General features: G+C 66.7%; 19 protein-coding genes. 14 read left to right on the top strand and 5 right to left on the bottom strand.

Features of this window, described 5'->3' with window-relative positions:
* Positions 1-66 precede the first annotated feature (66 nt).
* From ACNA0R_RS22790 to ACNA0R_RS22750, 9 genes are all read left to right on the top strand, one after another.
* Positions 67-2,583 carry an ABC transporter permease gene (locus ACNA0R_RS22790; protein WP_415828453.1) on the top strand — a complete coding sequence of 839 codons (2,517 nt, stop codon included), beginning with the start codon at positions 67-69 and terminating at the stop codon, positions 2,581-2,583.
* On the top strand, positions 2,580-3,008 hold the full coding sequence (locus ACNA0R_RS22785; protein ID WP_415828352.1) for a group II truncated hemoglobin: 429 nt from the start codon (positions 2,580-2,582) through the stop codon (positions 3,006-3,008). Before ACNA0R_RS22790 ends, ACNA0R_RS22785 begins: the two co-directional genes overlap by 4 nt.
* Entirely contained in the window at positions 2,998-3,717 is a 720-nt protein-coding gene (locus tag ACNA0R_RS22780; RefSeq protein ID WP_415828351.1) for a 3-deoxy-D-manno-octulosonic acid kinase, read from the top strand. Before ACNA0R_RS22785 ends, ACNA0R_RS22780 begins: the two co-directional genes overlap by 11 nt.
* 138 nt (positions 3,718-3,855) lie before the next feature.
* A complete protein-coding gene (locus tag ACNA0R_RS22775) occupies positions 3,856-4,917 on the top strand; it encodes a polyamine ABC transporter substrate-binding protein (RefSeq protein WP_415828452.1) in 1,062 nt (353 codons plus the stop codon).
* A gap of 5 nt (positions 4,918-4,922) precedes the next feature.
* Entirely contained in the window at positions 4,923-6,050 is a 1,128-nt protein-coding gene (locus ACNA0R_RS22770) for an ABC transporter ATP-binding protein (protein ID WP_415828350.1), read from the top strand.
* A gap of 5 nt (positions 6,051-6,055) precedes the next feature.
* On the top strand, positions 6,056-6,967 hold the full coding sequence (locus tag ACNA0R_RS22765) for an ABC transporter permease subunit (RefSeq protein WP_415828451.1): 912 nt from the start codon (positions 6,056-6,058) through the stop codon (positions 6,965-6,967).
* Positions 6,964-7,773, top strand: coding sequence for an ABC transporter permease subunit (locus ACNA0R_RS22760; RefSeq protein WP_415828349.1), 810 nt, complete (start codon positions 6,964-6,966; stop codon positions 7,771-7,773). Before ACNA0R_RS22765 ends, ACNA0R_RS22760 begins: the two co-directional genes overlap by 4 nt.
* Entirely contained in the window at positions 7,770-8,126 is a 357-nt protein-coding gene (locus ACNA0R_RS22755) for an arsenate reductase (RefSeq protein WP_415828348.1), read from the top strand. The genes ACNA0R_RS22760 and ACNA0R_RS22755 overlap by 4 nt, the downstream gene beginning before the upstream one ends.
* A 19-nt stretch (positions 8,127-8,145) precedes the next feature.
* Complete coding sequence (locus ACNA0R_RS22750) at positions 8,146-8,838, top strand: DNA-3-methyladenine glycosylase (protein WP_415828347.1); 693 nt, start codon at positions 8,146-8,148, stop codon at positions 8,836-8,838.
* A 45-nt stretch (positions 8,839-8,883) separates the two neighbouring features.
* Here the strand turns inward: ACNA0R_RS22750 and ACNA0R_RS22745 are convergent, their stop codons facing one another.
* Positions 8,884-9,639 carry a YrbL family protein gene (locus ACNA0R_RS22745; RefSeq protein ID WP_415828346.1) on the bottom strand — a complete coding sequence of 252 codons (756 nt, stop codon included), beginning with the start codon at positions 9,637-9,639 and terminating at the stop codon, positions 8,884-8,886.
* A 150-nt stretch (positions 9,640-9,789) separates the two neighbouring features.
* Here ACNA0R_RS22745 and ACNA0R_RS22740 point away from each other — a divergent pair, with 150 nt between their 5' ends.
* The 3 genes from ACNA0R_RS22740 to phoU all read left to right on the top strand — a co-directional run bounded on the left by ACNA0R_RS22740 (position 9,790) and on the right by phoU (position 12,808).
* Positions 9,790-11,199 carry a DNA recombination protein RmuC gene (locus ACNA0R_RS22740; protein WP_415828450.1) on the top strand — a complete coding sequence of 470 codons (1,410 nt, stop codon included), beginning with the start codon at positions 9,790-9,792 and terminating at the stop codon, positions 11,197-11,199.
* A gap of 45 nt (positions 11,200-11,244) precedes the next feature.
* Complete coding sequence (gene rpiA / locus ACNA0R_RS22735; protein ID WP_415828345.1) at positions 11,245-11,922, top strand: ribose-5-phosphate isomerase RpiA; 678 nt, start codon at positions 11,245-11,247, stop codon at positions 11,920-11,922.
* A gap of 160 nt (positions 11,923-12,082) precedes the next feature.
* Positions 12,083-12,808: a phosphate signaling complex protein PhoU gene (phoU, locus tag ACNA0R_RS22730; protein ID WP_415828344.1), complete on the top strand. Its 726-nt coding sequence runs from the start codon at positions 12,083-12,085 to the stop codon at positions 12,806-12,808.
* A 112-nt stretch (positions 12,809-12,920) separates the two neighbouring features.
* Here phoU and ACNA0R_RS22725 read toward each other — a convergent pair whose 3' ends face one another.
* The 3 genes from ACNA0R_RS22725 to ACNA0R_RS22715 all read right to left on the bottom strand — a co-directional run bounded on the left by ACNA0R_RS22725 (position 12,921) and on the right by ACNA0R_RS22715 (position 15,535).
* Positions 12,921-13,193 (bottom strand): oxidative damage protection protein, encoded by a 273-nt coding sequence (locus ACNA0R_RS22725; RefSeq protein WP_415828343.1) that lies wholly within the window; start codon positions 13,191-13,193, stop codon positions 12,921-12,923.
* 129 nt (positions 13,194-13,322) lie between these two features.
* Positions 13,323-14,678: an amino-acid N-acetyltransferase gene (argA, locus tag ACNA0R_RS22720; RefSeq protein WP_415828342.1), complete on the bottom strand. Its 1,356-nt coding sequence runs from the start codon at positions 14,676-14,678 to the stop codon at positions 13,323-13,325.
* 77 nt (positions 14,679-14,755) lie between these two features.
* A complete protein-coding gene (locus tag ACNA0R_RS22715) occupies positions 14,756-15,535 on the bottom strand; it encodes an SDR family oxidoreductase (protein WP_415828341.1) in 780 nt (259 codons plus the stop codon).
* 275 nt (positions 15,536-15,810) lie between these two features.
* On the opposite strand from ACNA0R_RS22715, the gene ACNA0R_RS22710 reads away from it, so the two are divergent.
* Both ACNA0R_RS22710 and hrpA read left to right on the top strand, forming a co-directional pair.
* Entirely contained in the window at positions 15,811-17,607 is a 1,797-nt protein-coding gene (locus tag ACNA0R_RS22710) for a DUF342 domain-containing protein (RefSeq protein ID WP_415828340.1), read from the top strand.
* 157 nt (positions 17,608-17,764) lie between these two features.
* A complete protein-coding gene (gene hrpA / locus ACNA0R_RS22705; RefSeq protein WP_415828339.1) occupies positions 17,765-21,766 on the top strand; it encodes an ATP-dependent RNA helicase HrpA in 4,002 nt (1,333 codons plus the stop codon).
* A 135-nt stretch (positions 21,767-21,901) separates the two neighbouring features.
* On the opposite strand, the gene lpxO is transcribed toward hrpA, so the two are convergent.
* Entirely contained in the window at positions 21,902-22,801 is a 900-nt protein-coding gene (gene lpxO, locus ACNA0R_RS22700) for a lipid A hydroxylase LpxO (RefSeq protein WP_415828338.1), read from the bottom strand.
* Positions 22,802-22,885: the final 84 nt, after the last annotated feature.

The raw sequence follows: 22,885 nt of genomic DNA, 5'->3' as shown, positions 1-22,885 counted from the left end.
TTTGTTAGCGAACTGTCAGGTTACGATAAGGCCATGCATACCTCCGCCGCTCGTCTCGATGCCGCCATGCCCGCGGCCGCAGCCTCCGGCCTGGCTTCCGATGTCAGGCTCGGCGTCCGCACGCTGCTGCGCGATTGGCGTTCGGGTGAATTGCGCCTGTTATTGATCGCCCTCATCGTCGCCGTGGCGGCGGTGACCAGCGTCGGCTTCCTGGCCGACCGCGTCGGCCGCGCGCTGGAGCGCGATGCCGCCCAGATGCTGGGCGGCGACATCGTACTGGACGCCGACGAACCGATTCCGCCGGCCTTCGAACGCCAGGCGATGGACCAGGGACTGCAACTGGTCCATACGTTCCAGTTTCCCTCCATGGCTTCGGCCGACCAGGCCGCGCAACTGGTATCGCTCAAAGCGGTCGAAGACGGCTATCCCCTGCGCGGCAGCCTGCGCACGGCCGCCGCGCCCGCCGGCGCGGAAAGCGCCACGCGCGGCATACCCGAACGCGGCACGGTCTGGGTCGATCCGCAGCTATTGGCCTCCCTGCGCGTCAAGATGGGCGACACGATCACACTGGGCGACAGCCGCTTCCGTATTGCCCGCGTCGTCACCTACGAACCGGACCGCGGCATGTCCTTCGTGAATCTGTCGCCGCGCGTCCTGATGCGCGCCGACGAATTGCCGGCCACGGGATTGCTCGCGCCGGGCAGCCGCGTCGATTACGGCTTGCTCGCCGCCGGCGAGGCGCCCGCGGTATCCGCCTACAAGCAGTGGCTGGACACCCACCTGCAACGCGGGCAGAAGCTGGCCACCGTGGAGTCCGGACGCCCGGAAATCCGCCGCGTGCTGGATCGCGCGCAGCGTTTCCTGTCGCTGGTCGCCTTGCTCGCCGTATTGATTTCCGCCGTCGCGGTGGCCCTGGCGGCGACACGCTTCATGCTGCGGCATCGCGATGGCATCGCGGTCATGCGCTGCCTGGGCGCCACGCAGCCGCAGGTCACCCGTGTCTTGTCGGTGGAGTTCGTACTGGTCGGCCTGGCGGGGTCCGTCCTGGGCGGCCTGGCGGGCTACGTGGTCCACCTGGGCCTGCTCTCCATGCTGGGTCGCATGGCCGGCGTCGATCTGCCGCCCCCGTCGGTCATTCCCGCCGCCCAGGGCCTGGCCACCGGCATGTGGCTGCTGCTGGGCTTCGCCTTGCCCTCGCTCGCCCAACTGCGCCACGTGCCGCCCGCGCGCGTCCTGCGGCGCGATGCCGGCGGGGTACGCATGGGCAGCGTGCTGGGCTACGCCGTGGGCGCCGCCGGTTTCGCGCTGCTGATTTGGTGGTTCGCCGGGGACGCGCAACTGGGGGCGGTGATCGCCGGCGGCTTTCTCGGCGCTTTCGCCGCCTTCGCGCTGGTCGCCTGGCTGTGCGTGCAGGCCCTGGCGCGGCTGCGGCGCGCCGCCGGCGGCATGCCAGCCCTGCGTTTCGCCCTGGCGGGCGTCGTGCGGCGCCGGGCGGCCACCGTCACGCAGGTGTGCGCGCTGGCCATAGGCCTGATGGCGCTGCTGTTGCTGGCCATGACGCGCACCGACCTGATCGCGGGCTGGCAGCGCACGCTGCCGCCCGACGCGCCCAACCGCTTCCTGATCAACATCCAGCCGGACCAGCGCGAGCCCGTCGCCGCCGCGCTGACCAATGCCGGCGTCGCCGACGTCACCTTGTTCCCCATGATCCGCGGCCGCCTGGTGGCGGTGAACGGCCGCCAGGTATCCTCCGCGGACTATACGGAAGACCGTGCGCGGCGCCTGGTGGACCGTGAGTTCAACCTCTCGTACAGCGACCGCATGCCGTCGTACAACACCCTGCAGGCCGGCCGATGGATGGCGCCGGATTCGCGCGAGGTGTCGATGGAATCCGGCATTTCACGCACGCTGGGCCTGCACATGGGCGACAAGCTGACCTTCGACATCGCCGGCCAGCAGGTCGAGGTCACGGTCACCAGCATGCGCGGCGTGGACTGGGATACGATGCGGGCGAACTTCTTCGCCATGCTCTCGCCCGGCGTCCTGGCCGACGCGCCGCAAAGCTGGATTACCTCCTTCCGCCTGCCGCCCGGCCAGGCGCAACTGCTGCCGCGACTGGTGCAACGCTATCCCAATCTGACCGTGTTCGACGTGGACGCCATACTGCGCCAGTTGCAGGACGTGCTGGACCAGGTCGCCCAGGCCGTGCAACTGCTGTTCGGCTTCACCCTGGCCGCGGGCGTCCTGGTACTGACGGCCGCGCTGGCCGCCACCCGCGACGAACGCGTGCGTGAAGCCGCCGTGCTGCGCGCCCTCGGCGCCACCCGGCAGCAGCTGGCGCGCGCGCAGCGCATCGAACTGCTCGCGGTCGGCGGCCTGGCCGGCATGCTGGCGGCGGCCGGCGCCAGCGCGGTGGCCTGGGCGCTGTCGCAGCGGGTCTTCGATTTCGACATTACCTTCAGCCTGTGGCCGTGGCTGGCCGGCATCGCCGCCGGCATGCTGGGCGCCTGGGCCGGCGGCGCGCTGGCCTTGCGCGGCGTACTGCGCACGCCGCCGCTGGTCACCCTACGAGAAGCAACATGACTACCACCACGCGGGTCGAACCCATCTTCGAACCCCTGGACCATACCCGCACGATTTTCGAGCTGCTGGGCGGCGAGGACGCCGTGCGCGCCCTGGTCAACCGTTTCTATGACCTGATGGACATGGAAGAAGACTTCGCCGCCTTGCGCGCGGCGCATGGTCCCAGCCTGGATTCGGCGCGCGAAAAACTCTTCCTGTTCCTGTGCGGCTATTTCGGCGGGCCGGACCATTATGTGCAGCGCTACGGTCATCCGCGCCTGCGCGCGCGCCATCTGCCGTTCTCCATCGGCGAGGCGGAGCGCGACCAGTGGGTGGCCTGCATGGGCCGCGCCATGCAGGACCTGGGGGTGCCGGCGCCGCTGATGGACCGTCTGCTGCATGCCTTCTGCGGCACCGCCGACTGGATGCGCAACCGTGCCGGCTGACGTGCGCCGGCTGGCCTGGGACGGTGACCGGCCCGGGGCGATGTGCTTTGACGCGGTACGCATCGCGCTGCCCGGCCCGGAGCTATTCGACCCTGCCCATTACGGCGCCCATGCCAGCCCCGTACAGGCTGGCGGGCGCCAGGCCGCCTGGTTCGTCGACGGTGGTTTCGGCCATGGGGTCCTGCGCCATTACCGCCGCGGCGGCATGATCGCCCGGCTGAGCCGGCAGCGGTACGTATGGCTGGGAGAAGCGCGCACCCGCTGCTTCATGGAATTCCAACTGCTGGAGTCCCTGGCCTCGCAAGGCCTGCCGGTGCCGGCGCCCCTGGCCGCGGGCTACTGGCGGGTGGGGCGGCTGGGCTATGAGGCCGCCATCCTGGTGGCCCGCCTGCCGGACGTCCGCCCGCTGGCGGCCTTGCTGGACCAGCCCGTCTGGGACGTGGCCGCGGACGCCATCGCCCGCATGCACCAGGCCGGCGTCTGGCATGCCGACCTGAACGCTTACAACATCCTGGTGGACGAGCGCGGCAAGGCCTGGATCATCGATTTCGATCGCGGCAGGCAGGGCGGGGTGTCCCGCGCGGGCCAGCGCCGCAATATTGAACGGCTGCGCCGTTCGCTGGAAAAGGTGGCGGGGCCGGCCGGACTGGCGTTTTTTCAGAAATTGGACCATTCCTATCGAGAGCGGATGGCACGGGCGCCGGCCTGACTGCCGCGGGAAAACGAATTATCATTTTGCCTTTGCGCGCGGGAAGCATCCCGCAATAATCTTCTTGGCAAGGGGCTCTCGGATATGGGGATCAACGCGGTTGCGAACGCGGGCGCGCGCTGCGCGGCGGCGGCCTTGATGGCGCTGGCGGCGGCAGGGGCGGCCAAGGCGCAGGAAAACGTCGTCAACGTCTACAACTGGGCCGAATACACCGCCCCGGACACGATTCCCGGCTTCGAGCGTGAAACCGGCATCAAGGTGCGCTACGACACCTACGATAGCAACGACACGCTGCAGGCCAAGCTCCTGACCGGCAAGTCGGGCTACGACGTCGTCGTCCCGTCCACCCACTATGCCTCGCGCCAGCTGCAGGGCGGCCTGTTCCAGCCACTGGACAAGGCCAAGATGCCCAATCTGCAATACCTGGATCCCGAGATCATGGCCCTGGTGGCGCAGGTCGATCCCGGCAACAAATACTTCGTCCCCTGGGGCTACGGCACCAATGGCCTGGGCTACAACGTCACCAAGGTCCAACAGATCATGGGCAAGGACGCGCCGTTGAACAGCTGGGACATGCTGTTCAAGCCGGAGAACGCCGCCAAGCTCAAGGACTGCGGCATTTCGGTGCTGGACGAGGCCGCCCAGGTATTCCCGGCCGTGCTGCACTACATCGGCAAGGATCCCAACAGCAGCAATCCGGACGATTACAAGGCCGCCTTCGAGGTCCTGAAACAGATCCGCCCGTACATCCGCCAGTTCAGCTCGTCGGGCTACATCGATGAAATGGCATCCGGCGATCTGTGCATGGTCTACGGATTTTCCGGCGACGTCATGATCGCGCGCGACCGCGCCAAGCAGAACAAGCAGACCTTCGAGGTCAATTATTTCATCCCGAAGGGCGGCGCGCCGGCCTGGTTCGACGTCATGGCCGTGCCCAAGGATGCGCCGCATCCCGAAAACGCCATGAAGTTCATCAATTACATCGAGACGCCGCAGGTGCATGCGGCGATCACGAACAAGATGTTCTATCCCAACGCCAACAAGGAAGCGCGCAAGTACGTCGTCAAGGACGTGGCGGACAACCCCATGATCTACCCGCCGGCCGACGTCTCCAAGACGCTCTACGTCATCAAGGCGCAACCCATCAATATCCTGCGCCTGCAAACCCGCATGTGGGCTGAACTGAAGTCCGGGCGCTGAGCATCATGAACGACAGCCGTTATGCGGCCCCGCACGCGGCGGACTCCGATGAGTTCGTGCGCGTCGCGGATCTGGTGAAAATCTTCGGCGATACGGTCGCCGTGCGTTCGGTGAACCTGTCGGTGCGCCGCAACGAACTCTTCGCGCTGCTGGGCAGTTCCGGCTGCGGCAAATCGACCTTGCTGCGCATGCTGGCGGGTTTCGAAGAAGCCACGTCCGGCCAGATCCTGCTGGATGGCGAGGACATCACCGGCATGCCGCCGTACCGGCGGCCGGTCAACATGATGTTCCAGTCGTATGCGCTATTCCCGCACATGTCGGTGGAAGCCAACGTCGCTTTCGGCCTCAAGCAGGAAGGCGTCGATCGCGCGGAGATCCACGACCGCGTGTTCGAGGCCCTGAACCTGGTGCAGATGGCCGGCTATTCGCGCCGCAAGCCGCACCAGCTGTCCGGCGGACAGCAGCAGCGCGTCGCGCTGGCGCGCAGCCTGGTCAAGCGCCCCAAGCTGCTGCTGCTGGACGAACCCATGTCGGCGCTGGACAAGCAGATCCGCCAGGCCACGCAGATCGAACTGGTGCGCATCCTGGAACAGGTGGGCGTGACCTGCATCATGGTCACCCACGACCAGGAAGAAGCCATGACCATGGCCAACCGCCTGGCCGTCATGACGGAAGGCCAGATCGTGCAGATCGGCACGCCGCAGGACGTCTACGAATTTCCCAATTCGCGCTTCGTCGCCGGCTTCATCGGCAGCACGAATCTGTTTTCCGGCACCATCGTGGTCGATGAACCCGACCACGTCGCCATCGAATCCGACCAGTTGTCGCGGCAGTTGTACGTCAGCCATGGCGTCAGCGAGCCGCTGGGCATGCAGGTCTACGTATCCATCCGCCCCGAACGCATCGTGGTGTCGCGGGAGCAGCCGGAAAGCATCTACAACTGGGCGCATGGGGCCGTCACCCACATGGCCTGGATGGGCAGCTACGCGCTGTATCACATCCGCCTGGATTCGGGCATGACGGTGGAGGCCACCGTGCCGCGACAGTTCTTCGCGCAGGGCGACGCGCCGGCCGTCCACGAAGAAGTCTACGTGGCGTGGGACGCCGACAGCGCCACGGTGCTGCCCTCATGAACATCATGCCGCTGCGCCGTTTGCTGCCGTCGCCGCGCGCGCTGGCCATCGTGCCGCCGTACGCCTGGCTGACCCTGTTCCTGCTGGTGCCTTTCCTGCTGGTGCTGAAGATCAGCTTCGCCGACCTGCAGTTCGGCGTGCCGCCTTATACGCCGCTGCTGGAGCTCAAGGACGAAGCGCTGAACTTCAGCCTGCACCTGCGCGGCTATGCGCTGCTGTTCACCGACAGCCTTTACCTGGCCACCTACCTGAGCTCGGTCAAGATCGCCGCCATCAGCACCGTCTGCTGCGTGCTGATCGGCTATCCCATGGCCTACTACATCGCCCGCTCGGCGCCGGCCACGCGCAATCTGCTGCTGCTGGGCGTGATCCTGCCTTTCTGGACCTCGCTGCTGCTGCGGGTCTACGCCTGGGTGGGCATCCTGCGCAACGATGGTCTGCTTAACAAGCTGCTGCTGGCGCTGGGCATTATTTCGCAGCCGCTGGAAATCTACCGCACCGACCTGGCCGTCTATATCGGCATGGTGTATTCCTATCTGCCGTTCTTCATCCTGCCGCTGTACGCCAACCTGGTGAAGATGGACCTGCGCCTGCTCGAAGCCGCCTACGACCTGGGTGCCCGGCCCTGGCAGGCCTTCTGGCAGATTACCGTGCCGCTATCGCGTCCCGGCGTGATCGCCGGCGCCATGCTGGTGTTCATTCCGGCGGTCGGCGAATACGTGATCCCCGAAATGCTGGGCGGCGCCAATACGCTGATGATGGGCCGCGTCATGTGGAGCGAGTTCTTCAACAATGCCGACTGGCCCATGGCCGCGGCCGTCACCTGCGTGATGGTCCTGCTGCTGCTGGTCCCGCTGGCGCTGTTCCAGTACAACCAGGTCAAACAGGTCGCGCCCGGCGGGGAGTCCCGGCAATGAAGGGGCCTCATCGCGGCATGCGCGCGCTGGCGCTGGGATTGGGCTTCGCCTTCCTGTATATCCCCATCCTCAGCCTGGTGGTGTTTTCGTTCAACGATTCGCCGCTGGTCACGTCGTGGTCCGGCTTCTCGTTCAAATGGTACGGCTCGCTGTTCCGCGACGATGCCTTGCTCAGCGCGGCCTGGCTGTCATTCCGTATCGCGGCGCTGGCGGCCACCGCGGCCACCATCATGGGCACCTGGGCCGGCTATGTGCTGGCGCGCATGGGCCGCTTTCGCGGCTTTTCGCTCTATATCGGCATGCTCAGCGCGCCGCTGGTCATCCCGGAGGTCGTCATCGGCATCTCGATGCTGCTGATGTTCGTCGAAGTGCGCACCACCATAGGCTGGCCGGAGAATGGGATCTTCACCATCTGGGCGGGGCACACCATCTTCTGCATGGCCTTCGTCGCCGTCATCATCCAGTCCCGCGTGCGCGACCTGGACCGTTCCCTGGAGGAAGCCGCGCTGGATCTGGGCGCCACGCCGCTGAAGGTGTTTTTCACCATCACGCTGCCCTTGATCGCGCCGGCGCTCGCGTCGGCCTGGCTGCTGTCTTTCACCCTGTCGCTGGACGACGTAATCCTGTCGTCCTTCCTGTCCGGCCCCGGCTATACCACGCTGCCCATCGAAGTATTTTCGCGCGTGCGGCTGGGATTGAAGCCGGAGGTCAACGCGCTTGCGGCGCTTTTCATTCTGATCGTCGGCGTGTGCGTCGTGGCGGCCAACCGCCTGCAGCGGCGCGCCGCCTTGAAGGGGACCCAATGAAACACACCGTACTCTACGGCCTCAAGCAATGCAGTACCTGCGTCAAGGCACGGACCTGGCTGGACGAACACGGCGTCAAGCACGAGTTCGTCGATTACCGCGATCATCCCGTGCCCGCCGGCACCCTCAAGCAGTGGGCGGAGCAGGTGGGGGGCTGGGAAAAGCTGGTGAACCGCACTTCCATGACCTGGCGCGCCCTGCCGGAAGCCCGCAAGGCCGCATCGAGCGATGGCGAATGGCAGGCCCTGATCGCCGAATTTCCCGCGCTGGTGCGCCGCCCGGTCACCGTGACGCCCGATGGCGTTGCCACCGTCGGCTTTTCGGAAAAGCGCTACACCGAACGTTTTGCCTGATACCGGTACCGGCGGGCCCATGCTGCCCGACTCCTTCTTCCACCGTGACGCCTGCCAGGTGGCGCGCGAACTTATCGGCATGGTGCTGCGCCGCCGCCACGACGGCCTGTGGCTGTCGGCCCGCATCATCGAAACGGAAGCCTATTACCTGAACGACAAGGGCAGCCATGCGTCGCTGGGCTACACCCACAAGCGGCGGGCGCTGTTCATGGACGGCGGCGCGATCTATATGTATTACGCGCGCGGCGGGGATTCGCTGAACATCAGCGCCGGCGGGCCCGGCAACGCGGTCCTGATCAAGTCGGCCCATCCCTGGGTGGATGCGGTCTCCGGCGAGGAATCCCTGGCGCGCATGCAGGCCCTGAATCCGGATGCCCAGGGCAGCAGCCGTCCGCCGCAGCGCCTGTGCGCGGGCCAGACCTTGCTGTGCCGCTCGCTGGGCTTGAAGGTGCCGGAGTGGGACGGCGGGCATTTCGATCCCGCGGTCTTCTTCGTGGAAGATATAGGCGCGCGGCCGTCCAGATTGATCCGTACCGTGCGGCTGGGGATACCCGAAGGCCGCGACGCGCATCTTCCGTATCGCTTCGTCGATCCGGCCTATGCGCCGTTCTGCACGCGCAATCCGCTGCGGCGCGGGCAGGTGGCGGGGCGGGACTATGACTGGGTGACGCGGCAGGGCCGGCCTTGCAAGGGTCAGGCCTTGCGGTCCTGACCCTCTCCGGCTTTTTCTCGGCGCTTCGCGCTCTTTCCCCTGAGATCAGTCGTTCTGGTCGTTCAGCCGGACGCGTGCCTGGCTGCGCAACACCAGCTTGGTCTTCAGCCTCTGATACTTGCGCAGAATGCGCTGGCGATTCAGCGTCTTGCTGTAGGCGAACACCGGGACGGCCTGCTTGGAGCCAAAGCCGTCGATCAGATACAGGCCCGGCTCGCCGTCGGCATTCTCGCCCATCACCACGTTGCGGGCCGACACATCGTTCAGGATGATGTGGTGATCCGCCAGCGTGTCGAAGAAATAATCGAGTTCGCGGGCGAGCTTCTCGCCCAGGCCTTGCTCGCGCACGATCTGTTCGACCGTCGGCGCCAGGCCGCCCTTGCCGTCGGTAATTTTTTCGACCAGCAGCCCCAGCCCCATATCCGTCTGGGCCAGGCCCAGCACGCGGGCCATGGGGACCTTCCAGCGGCCGGCGGCCACGTTCTGCGCGGCGGTGTATTCGGCCAGTTCGGCGACGTGGTTGCGGTAGGCGCCTTCGCGCTGATGGTTCTTGCGCCAGCGGCGCAGCGGCCGTGTGCTGAGATGCTCGGCCATGGCCGGAAAATCGATGACTTTTACCAGCAGGGACGGGTCATAAGGATGCTGGTATACCAGGCGCTCGGCGCCTGACGCGATGGGACGCAACCCGGCCAGCTCCAGCAGGCGGAACTGGGTATGGATTTGCAGGGCGGTGGGCGCGGGCTGCGATTGCAGCGGCGCAGCGACCGTCTCGCGCCGGACGGGCAGGGCGACGATGCTCATAGTTAAGGCCTGGAACGCTCCCGTGGCTGTTTTGTTTTTGCGACTGCCACAGTTCTATGACGAAAATTCGACGATGCCGGTAGTGTGACCTTTTAAAACTGCGCCGGAAAGCGAAAGTTCGGCAATGTGGCGTACGCCCTACAATGGGGCGTGAATACCTGGGAGACCGTGTTGCCGCAAAGCGACATTTTGCTGTGGATAGGGGTGGGCATCGGGGCGGCCCTGTTTGCCGCCCTGGCGGCGGTGCTGGCCGCCTGGGGCGCCGCCAGGGCAAAAAAGGGGACCGATAATCTCGCCGCCGCGCTGGCCGAGCAGGAGCGCGTCGCGGCCGCGCTGCGTGGCGAGCTGGCGGAAAGCCAGCGGGCATTGCGCGGCGAAATGAGCGACGCCATGCGCGGCCTGCGTATCGAGCTGGGCCGGCATCTGGACGATTTGCGCCACGGCGTGGCGCGCGAGGCGCAGGCCTCCCGCAGCGAATCCGCCGAATCGCTGGGGCGGTTCAGCACCGTCTTCGGCGAACAGGTGCAGCGCCTGATCGACATGAACGACCGTCGCCTGCAGGAGGTCCGGCAGACCGTGGATCAGCGCCTGCAGGCGCTGCAGGCGGACAACGCCGGCAAGCTCGAGGAAATGCGCCGCACCGTCGACGAGAAGCTGCATGCCACCCTGGAGCAGCGCCTGGGCGAATCATTCAAACTGGTTTCGGAAAGGCTGGAGGCCGTGCACAAAGGCCTGGGCGAAATGCAAACCCTGGCCTCCGGCGTCGGCGATCTCAAGCGCGTGCTGACCAACGTCAAATCGCGCGGCACCTGGGGCGAGGTGCAACTGGCCCGGCTGCTGGAAGACAGCATGGCTCCCGAACAATACGCCCGCAATGTGAAACCCGTCCCGAACAGCGACGCGATCGTCGAGTTCGCCATCCGCTTGCCGGGGCGCGCCGATGACGGCGCGCCGGTGTGGCTGCCGCTGGACGCGAAGTTTCCCAAAGAGGAGTACGAGCGCCTGATCGAGGCCGAGCAGGCCGCCGATGCCGATGCCGCGCGCCTGGCCGCCGCGGCACTGGCCAAGGCCATCGAAGTGCAGGCCCGCGCGATCTCGGACAAGTACGTCGCGCCGCCGCACACCACGGATTTCGCCATCATGTTCCTGCCCACCGAAGGCTTGTATGCCGAGGTCCTGCGGCGCCCCGGCCTGATCGACAAGCTGCATCGCATGCGCGTCAATGTGGCGGGCCCGGCCAATCTGGCGGCGTTGTTGAACAGCCTGCAGATGGGCTTTCGCACGCTGGCCATCGAGCGCCGTTCATCGGAGGTCTGGCAAGTGCTGCGCGCCGTCAAGACCGAGTTCGGCCGTTTTGGCGACGCCCTGGCCGGCGTCAAGCGCACGCTGGAGACCGCCAGTTCCAAGATAGGCCAGACCGAAACCCGGACCCGCGCCATGCTGCGCAGCCTCAAGGCCGTGGAAGCCTTGCCCGACGACGCGGCGGCGGCCGCTACCTTCGCGCAGCTGCCGGAAGAAACCGTCGCCACGCGGGACGACGAAGATGCGCGATCGGCGTAGCATGCCGCCTTGCGTGAATATGAAACCTACCCTTCGAGTGCTCTTATGCTCAGCCAGCAAGAATTGAAGCAGCAGGCCGCCATGGCCGCCCTGGATATCGTCGGCGAAGTCGCCGGCCCGGACGTCGTCATCGGCGTCGGCACCGGTTCAACCGCCGACCTGTTCATCGACGGCCTGGCGCGCTTCAAGGCCCGCCTGCGCGGCACCGTCGCCAGTTCCGAACGCAGTGCCGCGCGGCTGGCCGCGCTGGGCATACCCGTGCTGGACTTGAACGACGTCGAGTACATGCCGGTCTACGTCGACGGCGCCGATGAGATCGATGGCCACCTGCACATGATCAAGGGCGGCGGCGGCGCGCAGACGCGCGAAAAAATCGTCGCGTCGGTGGCCGATCGCTTCATCTGCATCGCCGACGAATCCAAGCTGGTGGAGCGGCTGGGCGCATTCCCGCTGCCGGTGGAAGTCATCCCCATGGCGCGCGCCGCGGTGGCGCGCAAGCTGGCGGCCCTGGGCGGGCGTCCGGCGCTGCGCGACGGCTTCATCACGGACAATGGCAACGTCATACTCGACGTGGCGGGCCTGGAGATTACCGACGCCCCCGCGCTGGAGATGTATATCAACAATCTGCCCGGCGTCGTTACCTGCGGCCTTTTTACGCAGCCCGGCGCGGATGTCGCGCTGCTCGCCACGCAGCAGGGCATACGGCGCCTGGAGCGCCAATAGCCGCACTAGCCGGCCGCGCCGCCTGAGCGGCCGTGCGTTTCATAATCCTGTCACATGGGAGTCATAACCTAGCCGACCGATGCGGCCTGGGGACTTCTGATGGCGTTTCTTGGAGGCTCGCATGGCAATGGAACCATCGTTAACCCCGCAGGGAGCCCGGATGACCGAGCACACTAACAAACAATTCGATGCCGACCTGGAAGGCGTCCGTTCGCAGTTTCTGGCGATGGGCGGCGTGGTGGAGGCCATGATCCAGGACGCCGTCGATGCCTTGGCCAACGGCGATCTGGACCTGGTCGACAAGGTACGCGAGCGCGAAAAGGAAGTGAATCGCTACGAGGTCGATATCGACCAGCGCATCAGCCAGATCCTGGCGCGCCACCAGCCCACGGCCATCGATCTGCGGATGCTGCTGGCGGTGTCCAAGATGCTGACCGATATGGAGCGTTCGGGCGACGAGGCCGAAAAGATCGCCACCGTCGCGCGCCGCATCCATGACGGCGAAATCCGCTCCTTGCCGATGGTGGACCTGCGTCACATGGGCAATAGCGTGGGCTCGATGCTGCGCCAGTCGCTGGACGCGTTCGCCCGGCTCGATCCGGTGCAGGCGGCCCAGGTCGTTCGCAACGACAAGGATGTCGACAAAGAGTGGAAAGCGGCGCTGCGCCAGCTGATTTCATTCATGATCGAGGATCCGCGCACCATCACGCCCTCGATCGACCTGATCTTCATCGCTCGCGCGCTGGAGCGTATCGGTGACCACGCCAAGAACATGTCGGAACGGGTGATCTACATGGTGCGCGGCGCGGACGTGCGCCACACCGGGGCCAAGAACGCCGAGCGTCAGGCCCGCGGCGAAGAAGAAAGCACCGGAACCACGGAGTAGGACGCGTCGGTCGCGCCCGCCGGCGCCGGACACCCGGACCCGCGGCGCGATACGAAAAGACCCCCGACGGCTGGATGCAGCCACCGGGGGTCTTTTCACTGCTTATTGATGCTCAGGCGGACGGCGGAACGAAACCCTGGGCTTCGACGTTGCCGTCCTCGAACAGGAAACGCTCCATCTGCTGTTGCAGGTACTTGCGGGCGCGGGCATCGGCCAGGTTCAGGCGGTTCTCATTGACCAGCCGGGTCTGTATGCCTTTCCACTCTTCCCACGCCTCTTTGGAAACCTCTCGCCAGATGCGCTGGCCGAGTTCGCCGGGGTAGGGCGGGAAGTCCAGCCCTTCGGCGTCGCGCTTCAGTTTGACGCAATGAACGGTACGGGTCATGGGTATTGCTGCCGGATAAAGTTGGATCGTCGATTTTACCGAAACACCCGCGCCAGTGGCCGGCTTGCCCAGGCGCGGCCGGCTCCAGGCGCGGCCGGCTAGGCGCGGCCGGCCAGGCGCGGCCATCCTCTACAGCCGCTTGATGAACACCAGGCTGTTGCGCGACCGGTTGTAATTCTGCTGCTTGTCGCGCGGCAGGTCGGCGATGCCGCCCTGCACGAAGCCGCGCTTCATGAACCAGTGCGATGTGCGGGTCGTCAGCACGAACAGCCGCTTGGCGCCCAGCGCCCGCGCGCGCGATTCCATGTGGCGCAGCAGCAGTTCGCCTTCGCCGGAACCCTGCCATTCCGGATGCACGATCAGGCAGGCCATTTCCGCCATCTGCTCGTCCAGATAGGGATGCAGCGCCGCGCAGCCGTAGATCACGCCATCGTGCTCCAGCACCGTGAAGTTCTCGACGTCGCGTTCGATGGTGCTGCGGCCGCGCGGCACCAGCGTGCCGTCGGCTTCCAGCGGTTCCACCAGGCTGAGGATGGCGCCCACGTCATCCAGCGTGGCCGCCCGCAGGTCGTCCAGCGTGTCTTCCACCACCATGGTGCCGACGCCGTCGTGCGTGAAGATTTCCAGCAGCACGCTGCCATCCAGGCTGAAGGGCACGACGTGCGAGCGCGCCACGCCGCGCTTGACCGCCTGCGAGCTGTACTTGACGAACAGCGCCGTGTCCTCGTCCAGGCCGCCCTTGGCCAGCAGCGCATCCGCATCCACGCGCGCCAGTTCGGTGTCGATGGTGCCGTCTTCGTTGCGCACGCCTTCGGTGGTGGACAGGAAGATCAGTTTTTCCGCCCGCAAGGCGACGGCGACGCTGGTCGCCAGGTCTTCCATGGCCAGGTTGAAGGCTTCGCCCGTAGGCGAGAAGCCCAAGGGCGACAGCAGGATCACCGAGCCTTTTTCCATGGCGAAGCGCATCGCGTCGACGTCGATCTTGCGCACGTGCCCGGTGTGCCGGTAGTCCACGCCGTCGATCACGCCGGTGGGCCGGGCGGTGACGAAATTGCCCGAAATCACGCGGATCTGCGAATGCGACATCGGCGTGTTCGGCAGCCCCTGGCTGAAGGCGGCTTCGATGTCCAGGCGGATTTCGCCGGCGGCCTCCTTGGCGCATTCCAGCGACGCCGCGTCGGTGGGCGACAGGCCGCGGTCGAACTGATGGCTGAAACCCTTGAGCCGCAGCTGTTCGTTGACCTGCGGCCGCGAACCATGCACCAGCACCAGCCGTATGCCCAGCGCCGACAGCAGCGAAAGATCCTGCACCAGGGTGTTCAAGGCGCCCGCCTGGATCAGCTCGCCGCCGAATGCCACGACGAAGGTCTTGCCGCGGAACGCATGTACATACGGCGCGACCTCACGAAACCAGCGCACGAACTGCGCGGGAGCGAACTCGGGGGCTTCCAGGGCTGAAACGGTGTCTTGATCCAGGTCGGGCATGGTGCGTATAAGAGCCGGAAAACGGGTAGGGCGGCCAGGCGTAACCTGGGTTGAATCGCGAAATTATAGTGATGGCGCTACAGCGTGCCCGGATAGGTGCCGCCGTCCAGCACCAGATTCTGGCCCGTCATGAATCCGGCACGGGCGCCGCACAGGAAGGCGCAGGCGTCGCCGAACTCGGCCGGGTCGCCCAGGCGCCGCGCCGGTACGGTCCGGCGGCGCGCTTCCAGGATGTCCTCGACCGATTTGCCGGTTTTCTGCGCCGTCGCGATCGCCGTGCCGCGCAGGCGGTCCGTCTCGAAAGGACCGGGCAACAGGTTGTTGATGGTGACATTGTGCTCCGCGACCTGGCGCGCCAGGCCCGCGACGAAGCCGGTCAGGCCGGCCCGCGCGCCATTGGACAGGCCCAGATGGTCGATGGGCATTTTCACGGCCGCCGAAGTGATATTGACGATGCGGCCGAAGCGGCGCCGGATCATGCCGTCGATGGTGGCCTTGATCAGTTCGATGGGGGTGATCATGTTGGCGTCCAGCGCCTTGATCCAGTCGTCGCGCGACCATTCGCGGAAATCGCCCGGCTTCGGGCCGCCCGCGTTGTTGACCAGGATGTCCGGTTCCGGGCAGGCCGCCAGCAGGCGCGCACGGCCCTCCGCGGTCGTGACGTCGGCGACCACCGCCGTCACCGTGGCGCCGGTTTCGGCGCGGATCGCCGCGGCCGCTTCCTCCAGCGCGTCGGCGCCGCGCGCCGACATCACCACCCGCGCGCCCTCGCGCGCCAGCGACAGCGCGCACGCGCGGCCCAGCCCCTTGCTGGATGCGCAGACCAGCGCGGTACGTCCTTCGATGCCCAGATCCATGGTTCGGTCTCCTGATGCTAAACAGGCGGGACGGCTGACGGGAAGCTGACGTCGTGGCGCTTTCGCCAGCGCGTTCCCCGCAAAAGCGGAAGAAAAATTACCTAATTTTTAGAAAAAAAGGGTCGCAACTTGAAGTTTGCCCGTTAATATTTTGAAATACGCGCTGAGCAGTATGACGACAAGCGGGAACCCCTCCGGGTCCAACAATGATTCCAAGCCGACATGGAGACACGCCGTCGTCCGATGCGTCGGTCATTTCTCGAGGATACACGGCAGTGACGCAATCCTATTGGTTGACCCTGGATCCTGCTACCCGTGAGCTGCGTGCAGGGTTTCGGGCTGCCGCCGCGGCGGCACCGCCCGACAGCGATATGTTGCAAGCCGCGCTGGCGGCGCGCGGCTGGACGCCCGATGCGCTCGACAGCGCCGCGGTGGCCGGTTTCCTCGCGCGCTGCCAGGAAGCGGCGGCCCGCCTCAGCGCCGAAGCCCTGCGCCAGGCCGGCACCGCCGTGGCGGCAGTGTCCTCGGCCGTCCAGGAAGTGTCCGGTGAACTGGCCGCGATCGAATCCAATGCCGCGCGGCTGGGCGCGGTGCTGGAACTGATGGACAACCCCGAGCCTGCCGCCGCTCCCGCCGCCGCGGATGGTGACGACGGCGTCGTCGAAGCGGTGATCGGCGAAGTCGTCGATGGCTCCTTCGAACTGACCGTCACCGAAGATAAGCTGCAGGTCTACCTCACCTTGCATCCCGCCAGGGGCGGCCGCGGCATACAGCTGGGCGACGTGCGCGCCGCGTTGGCGCAGCAAGGCGTCGTTTATGGCCTGGACGAACAGTTGTTGCTGCAAACGGTGGAAGGGGGCGTGGCGGAAGACGTGCTGATCGCTTCGGGCATTCCCCCCAAGGCAGGCGCGCCGACGCGATTCGAAAGCCTGCTGTCGCGCCACGCCGCCGACGACGTCGACGAGAACGCCCTGGTGGATTACCGCTCCATGGGCAACCTGGTCCTGGTCAAGAGCGGCATGCCCTTGATGCGGCGGATCCCCGGCACGGCGGGCGCCGACGGCATCGATGTCTACGGCAATCCTGCCCCCGCGCCGGCACCGGAAGACCTGCCCTACGACGACAATCTGACGGGCGTGGTGCGCGATCCCAACGATCCGGAGGTGCTGGTCGCCGCCATCGACGGTGCGCCGTCGGTGATGCCCTGCGGCGTCTCGGTCAACCCCGTGGTCGAGGTGGACGCGGTCAACCTGAACTCGGGCAACATCAACTTCGAAGGCACGCTGCAGGTGCGTGGCGACGTTACCACCGGCATGTCGGTCAAGGTCAGTGGCGACGTGCTGGTCAGCGGCACCGTGGAAGCCGCGCACATCGATGCCGGCGGCAATGTGGTGGTCAAGGGCGGCATACTGGGGGCGGCTGAAGGCGCGACCACCGGCGAGCCCACCACCCGCCTGGCGCAGGTCACGGCGCGCGGTTCCGTCAAGGCGCGCTTCATCGGCAATGCCTCCATCAACGCGGGCAAGGACGTCCAGGTCGAAAGCGAGATCCGCCAGAGCGAGGTGAATGCCGGGGATACCGTCACCGTGGGCGCGAAAGGATCCACGCAGGGCAATATCAACGGCGGACAGGTGCGCGCGCTGCGCGGCGTCCGCGCGGCCACGCTGGGCACCATGGCCGGCGTCAAGACCATCATCCAGGTCGGCGTCAACCCGCATGCGCAGGCGCAGAAAGAAGCCTTGCAGCGCACCCGCAAGCGTCTGCAGGAAGAAAAAGCCAAGCTGGAGCAGTTGCTGATTTTCCTGCGCAAGAATCCCGAGAAGGCCGCCAACGGCATCGGCGAGCGCGCGGTGCAGACCCATGCCAAGCTGATGAAGGATCTGGCCGGGGTGGATGCCCGTGAACGGCGCCTGTCGGCCGATAGCACGGTTGCCGAAGACGCCGTCATCCATGCATCGCGCAAGATCCACGGCGGCGTCGAACTGCATGTGGTCAATCGGCATGAATCGGTGACCGAGGACCTGCCGGCCGGTACGGCCAAGCTGTCGGATGGCAAGCTGATCATCCGGTAACGCCGGGGCTTGGGCAGCCCGCCGCGCTGAAGCGCTGCCGCGGCGTTTGCCCGGACCGGCGTGCTGGAGCACAGCGGCGGCGTGCCCTGGCGCGCCGAGCGCGCGTGCCTTGGAACGCAGGCCGCGGCCGCTTCCCGCGAAATCTATAATCGCGGTAATGACTGTCAAGCCTCAAACCCCCTCTCGGCGCGGCCGGGGCGCGCCCGGAGCGGCCGCCGCTTCCTCGACCGCATCGCCGGCATCGCCCGCAAGGCCCGCAACCCCGCCCAAGCCCGCCGCCGCGCCGCGCGTCATCCCGCCCATCCGCTACCCGGAAGACCTGCCCGTCAGCGCCCGCCGCGATGAAATCGCGCGCGCCATCCAGGAACATCAGGTCGTTATCGTCAGCGGCGAAACCGGCTCCGGCAAGACGACGCAGCTGCCCAAGATCTGCCTGGACATCGGCCGCGGCCGCACGCGCATGATCGGCCATACCCAGCCGCGGCGCCTGGCCGCGACTTCGGTGGCACGGCGCATCGCGGAAGAGCTGGAAACTCCCCTGGGCGAGGTCGTCGGCTACCAGGTACGTTTCAATGACCGCACCGGCCCCAACGCCGCGGTCAAGCTGATGACCGACGGCATCCTGCTGGCCGAAACGCAGCGCGATCCCCTGCTCAAGCGCTACGACACGCTGATCATCGATGAAGCGCACGAGCGCAGCCTGAACATCGATTTCCTGCTCGGCTACCTGAAGCGCGTGCTGCCGCGCCGGCCCGACCTCAAGGTCATCATCACCTCGGCCACCATCGATGCCGAACGCTTCGCCCGCCACTTTGCGGCCGAGCCGGAACCGCGCATCGGCGCGCCCGCGTCGGCGCCGGACGTCGTCGCGTCCGTTTCGGCGCCGGCCGCCGGCACGCCCGCGCCGGTCATCGAGGTCTCGGGTCGCCTCTACCCCGTCGAAGTCCGCTATCGCCCCGTCCGCCAGGAAGAAACCGACGAAGAAGCCGCCGTCCGTTCCGCCCGCGAGCGTGCCGGCGACGAAGAGCGCGACCTGGTCGACGCCATCGTCGACGCCGTCGACGAATGCGCGCGCCATGGCCCCGGCGACATCCTGGTTTTCTTGCCCGGCGAACGCGAGATCCGCGAGGCTTCCGAAGCCTTGCGCAAGCGGCATCCGGCGGCTACCGAAATCCTCGCGCTGTACGCCCGCCTGTCCCAGGCGGAACAGGAGCAGATATTCCGCCCGCGCGGCAGCGGCCGGCGGGTCGTCCTGGCCACCAACGTGGCCGAAACGTCCCTGACCGTGCCGGGCATCCGCTTCGTGGTGGACAGCGGCCTGGCGCGCGTCAAGCGCTACTCCTGGCGCAACAAGGTCGAACAGCTGCGCATCGAACCCATCAGCCGCGCATCGGCGAACCAGCGCGCCGGCCGCTGCGGCCGCGTGGGGCCGGGCGTTTGCATTCGCCTGTACGACGAGGCCGACTTCAACGCCCGCGCGCCGTTCACCGATCCGGAGGTGCTGCGTTCTTCGCTGGCGTCCGTGATCCTGCGCATGAAGTCGCTCAAGCTGGACGACATCGAGGATTTTCCTTTCGTCGAGGCGCCGCCGGGACGAGCGATCGCCGACGGCTACCATCTGCTGCAGGAGCTGGGCGCGATCGAAGCCGTGCAGCGCGACGAACAGGACGCCGCGGCCGGCCCCGCCTTCGTCCTGACGCGCACGGGCCAGGAGCTCGCCCGTTTGCCGCTGGACCCCCGCATCGGCCGCATGATCCTGGCCGCGCGCGAACAGCAATGCCTGACGGAAATGCTGATCATCGCGTCGGCCCTGTCCATCCAGGACCCGCGCGACCGCCCCATGCAGGAAAAAGAGGCGGCCGAAAACGCCCATGCCAAATTCGCGGACGACAAATCGGAGTTCCTTTCCTTCCTGAAGCTGTGGCGCTGGTACGGCGAACAGGTGCAGCACAAGGCGTCCCAGCGCAAGCTCGTGGCCCTGTTGCGCCAGAATTTTCTGTCGCCCCTGCGCCTGCGCGAATGGCATGACGTGCATAGCCAGCTTGCCTCGGTGGTGGGCGAACAGGGCTGGCGCCTGAACCAGGCCGAGGCCACCTTCGAACAGATCCACATGGCGCTCCTGAGCGGCCTGCTGGGCAACATCGGCTACAAGAGCGACGAAGGCGGGCACTACCAGGGCGCGCGCGATATCCGCTTCCACATCCATCCCAGCTCGCGCCTGGTCAAGAAGGCCGGGCGCTGGATCGTCGCCGCCGAACTGGTGGAAACCACCCGCCTGTACGCGCGTTGCGTCGCGCGCATCGAACCCGCGTGGATAGAGCGGGCGGCCGCGCATCTGCTGCGCCGCAACTGGTCCGACCCGCGCTGGGAAAAGAAAGCGGGGCAGGTGGTCGCCAACGAGCGCGCCACTCTGTACGGCCTGGTCATCTATGCCGGACGCCGCGTGCACTATGGCCGCATCAATCCCCAGCATGCGCGCGAGCTCTTCATCCGCGAAGCCCTGGTACCGGGCGAGATCGATACCCGGCTACCCTTCGTCGCGCAGAACCGCCGCCTGATCGCGGAGATCGAAAAGCTGGAACACCGCGCGCGCCGGCCCGATATCCTGGTCGACGAGGCCTTGATAGAGGCCTTCTACGATCGCCAGATTCCCGCCGGGATGAGCCAGACGGCAACCCTGGAGAAATGGTACGCCGGCCTGGACAAGCCGGCCGCCGACGCGCTGCTGCTGACTCGCGATGCCTTGATGCGCCACGAGGCCGCCGGCATCACCACCGAAGTCTTTCCGAAGAAGGTGGAGTGGCAGGGCGTCACCATGGCGCTGGACTATCACTTCGAGCCCGGTTCGCCGCGCGACGGCGTGACACTGTCCGTACCGCTGTTCGCGCTGAACCAGATCGATCCGCAGCGCTGCGAATGGCTGGTGCCGGGCATGCTGAAGGAAAAAGTGCAGTTGCTGCTCAAGTCCCTGCCGCAGAAGATCCGCCGCCACTGCGTGCCCTTGCCCGACTATGCCGCCGGTTTCTACGACCGCTGGTTCGACCGTCTGGCGGACCCGCAGCAGGGCCTGCTGGATGCCCTGGCCGCCGACATGTGGGAACAGGTGAAGGTGCGGCCGGCGCCGGCCGACTTCAAGCTGGAAACCCTGCCGGCGCACCTGTTCATGAATTTCCGCGTGGTGGACGAGCATGGGCGCATGCTCGCGGCCGGCCGCAATCTGGCCTCGCTGAAGGCGGAGTTCGGCCGCCAGGCACAGGCCGACTTCCAGCAGCTGGCGGCGCGCGACACGCAGGTGGCGCAGGCCCTGGCCCAGGATGGGCTGACGACATGGTCTTTCGGCCAGCTGCCGGAGATCATGGAAATCAAGCGCAAGGGCCAGTCGGTGATCGGCTATCCGGCGCTGGTGGATCGCGGCACGCATTGCGACCTGGACGTGTACGACGACCCGGACGAGGCGCGCCGGCACCATCGCGCCGGCCTGCTGCGGCTGTTTCGTCTCGGCCTGCGCGAGCAGATCAAATTCCTGGAAAAGAACCTGCCGGACCTGACCCGCATGAGCATGCTGTTCATGCCGCTGGGCAGCCAGGAAAGCCTGCGCGACCAGATCATCGATTGCGCGCTGGAACGGGCCTGCCTGGCCGAACCGTGGCCGGTCAATCAGGAGGAGTTCGAGGCGCGCCGCCTGGAAGGCAAGGGCCGCCTGGGCCTGCTGGCGCAGGAAGTCGCGCGGCTGACCGCCGCCGTGCTGACGGAATGGTCGGCCCTGCAGCGCAAGATGCCGCAGGCCCGGGGCCATGCGGCCGCCTATGCCGACTTGCAGCAGCAGATCGGCGCGCTGGTGCCGGCCACATTCCTGCGCGATTCACCCTATGCGCAGCTGGCCCATTTCCCCCGGTATCTGAAAGCCGCCGCCGCCCGCATCGACAAACTGCGGGCCGATCCGGCGCGCGACCAGCGGCTGATGGCCGATATGGCGCCCCTGCTGACGCAATACCAGCGCGCCCGTGCCGCGCTGAAGGGCGCGGCCGATCCGCGGCTGGACGAATTCCGCTGGCTGCTGGAAGAGCTGCGGGTCGCGCTCTTCGCGCAAGAGCTGCGTACGCCGATGCCGGTATCGGTCAAGCGTTTGCAGAAGTCCTGGGAGTCGATGCGCCGCTGATCGCCTGTCGCCGGGCCGCGACGCGGCGGCAGGGCGGGCCGTTCGCGCGCCGCCTGGCGGAGGTCTTCCTGGAAATGGAGCGCGGGCGGCAACTGCGCCCGGTGATCTCGGCCTACCCGTCGCGGCGCCGGTCGCTCAGATCCAGACGAAGGCGCCCACTACCAGCACGACCAGGCCCCATTTCACGGCCTTGTACAAGGGCCGGTTCCAGGACTTGAAGCGCTTGCGCGCCTGGTCGAAACGCCAGTGCGCGTGTGTCAGGCGGTTGATGGCGCCGGTCTTGTCGCCTTCATCGTTGGGCGAGCTGGCGGCCGACATCACCACCTTGCCGAACCAGCTGTTGAAGGCTTCCGCCCAGCGCCAGCGCAGCGGCCGTTCCACGTCGCAGAACAGGATGATGCGGTTCCGGCCGGACTGGTTGTGCGCTTCGTGGATGTAGGTTTCGTCGAACACCACGCCTTCGCCGTCGCGCCAGCTGTAGCGTTCGCCGTCCACGTCGATATAGCAGCGGTCGTCGTTGGGCGTGGCCAGCCCCAGGTGATAGCGCAGCGATCCGGAAAACGGATCGCGGTGCGGGTTCAGTTTGCCTCCGTCGGGCAGCTCGGCGAACATCGCCGCCTTGACCTTGGGCAGGGTCTTGAGCAGTGCGACCGTGCGCGGGCACAGCGCTTCCGCCGACGGATGGCGGGCGTCGTACCACTTCAGGTAGAAGCGCTTCCAGCCGTACTTGAAAAAGGAATTGAAGCCGATGTCGTCATGGCGCTCCGCCGCCTTGATGCGGCGCAGTTCGGCCATTTGCAGGGCTTCGTCACGGATGATTTCCCAGTTGTCCTGCAGTACCTGCAATTCCGGGATTTCGCGCGTCGACACATAGGGCGTGGTGGGCACCCGCGAGACGAGCACCATGAAGGCGTTCACCGGGGCCAGCAGCACCGAATGGTCCAGGAACACACGGGACCAGGGCAGGCGCACGCGGCCGCGATAGTGTCCATACAGGATGGAAGCCAGCCAGATGCCGGGGATCAGCCATTTCATAGCGAAAGACGCGGAAAGTAAGGGGTAACCGCCTATTCTTGCACAGCCGGCGCCGGGATGGGACCCGGGATGCGGCGGGAGGGG

It is taken from the genome of Bordetella sputigena (assembly GCF_965137885.1).
GTDB classification, from domain to species: Bacteria; Pseudomonadota; Gammaproteobacteria; order Burkholderiales; family Burkholderiaceae_B; genus Bordetella_C; species Bordetella_C sputigena.
The sequence above is the reverse complement of the archived record's forward strand: the minus strand, read 5'-3'. Positions and strand labels throughout refer to the sequence as shown.

Excerpts from the sequence above, each read along its gene's own strand:
- rpiA (WP_415828345.1), top strand. The coding sequence starts at position 11,245 with ATGCTCAGCCAGCAAGAATTGAAGCAGCAGGCCGCCATGGCCGCCCTG.
- ACNA0R_RS22775 (WP_415828452.1), top strand. The coding sequence starts at position 3,856 with ATGGCGCTGGCGGCGGCAGGGGCGGCCAAGGCGCAGGAAAACGTCGTC.
- ACNA0R_RS22745 (WP_415828346.1), bottom strand. The coding sequence starts at position 9,639 with ATGAGCATCGTCGCCCTGCCCGTCCGGCGCGAGACGGTCGCTGCGCCG.
- ACNA0R_RS22785 (WP_415828352.1), top strand. The coding sequence starts at position 2,580 with ATGACTACCACCACGCGGGTCGAACCCATCTTCGAACCCCTGGACCAT.
- ACNA0R_RS22750 (WP_415828347.1), top strand. The coding sequence starts at position 8,146 with ATGCTGCCCGACTCCTTCTTCCACCGTGACGCCTGCCAGGTGGCGCGC.
- ACNA0R_RS22725 (WP_415828343.1), bottom strand. The coding sequence starts at position 13,193 with ATGACCCGTACCGTTCATTGCGTCAAACTGAAGCGCGACGCCGAAGGG.
- phoU (WP_415828344.1), top strand. The coding sequence starts at position 12,083 with ATGACCGAGCACACTAACAAACAATTCGATGCCGACCTGGAAGGCGTC.
- ACNA0R_RS22770 (WP_415828350.1), top strand. The coding sequence starts at position 4,923 with ATGAACGACAGCCGTTATGCGGCCCCGCACGCGGCGGACTCCGATGAG.
- ACNA0R_RS22765 (WP_415828451.1), top strand. The coding sequence starts at position 6,056 with ATGCCGCTGCGCCGTTTGCTGCCGTCGCCGCGCGCGCTGGCCATCGTG.
- lpxO (WP_415828338.1), bottom strand. The coding sequence starts at position 22,801 with ATGAAATGGCTGATCCCCGGCATCTGGCTGGCTTCCATCCTGTATGGA.
- ACNA0R_RS22755 (WP_415828348.1), top strand. The coding sequence starts at position 7,770 with ATGAAACACACCGTACTCTACGGCCTCAAGCAATGCAGTACCTGCGTC.
- hrpA (WP_415828339.1), top strand. The coding sequence starts at position 17,765 with ATGACTGTCAAGCCTCAAACCCCCTCTCGGCGCGGCCGGGGCGCGCCC.
- ACNA0R_RS22760 (WP_415828349.1), top strand. The coding sequence starts at position 6,964 with ATGAAGGGGCCTCATCGCGGCATGCGCGCGCTGGCGCTGGGATTGGGC.
- ACNA0R_RS22715 (WP_415828341.1), bottom strand. The coding sequence starts at position 15,535 with ATGGATCTGGGCATCGAAGGACGTACCGCGCTGGTCTGCGCATCCAGC.
- ACNA0R_RS22790 (WP_415828453.1), top strand. The coding sequence starts at position 67 with ATGCCCGCGGCCGCAGCCTCCGGCCTGGCTTCCGATGTCAGGCTCGGC.
- argA (WP_415828342.1), bottom strand. The coding sequence starts at position 14,678 with ATGCCCGACCTGGATCAAGACACCGTTTCAGCCCTGGAAGCCCCCGAG.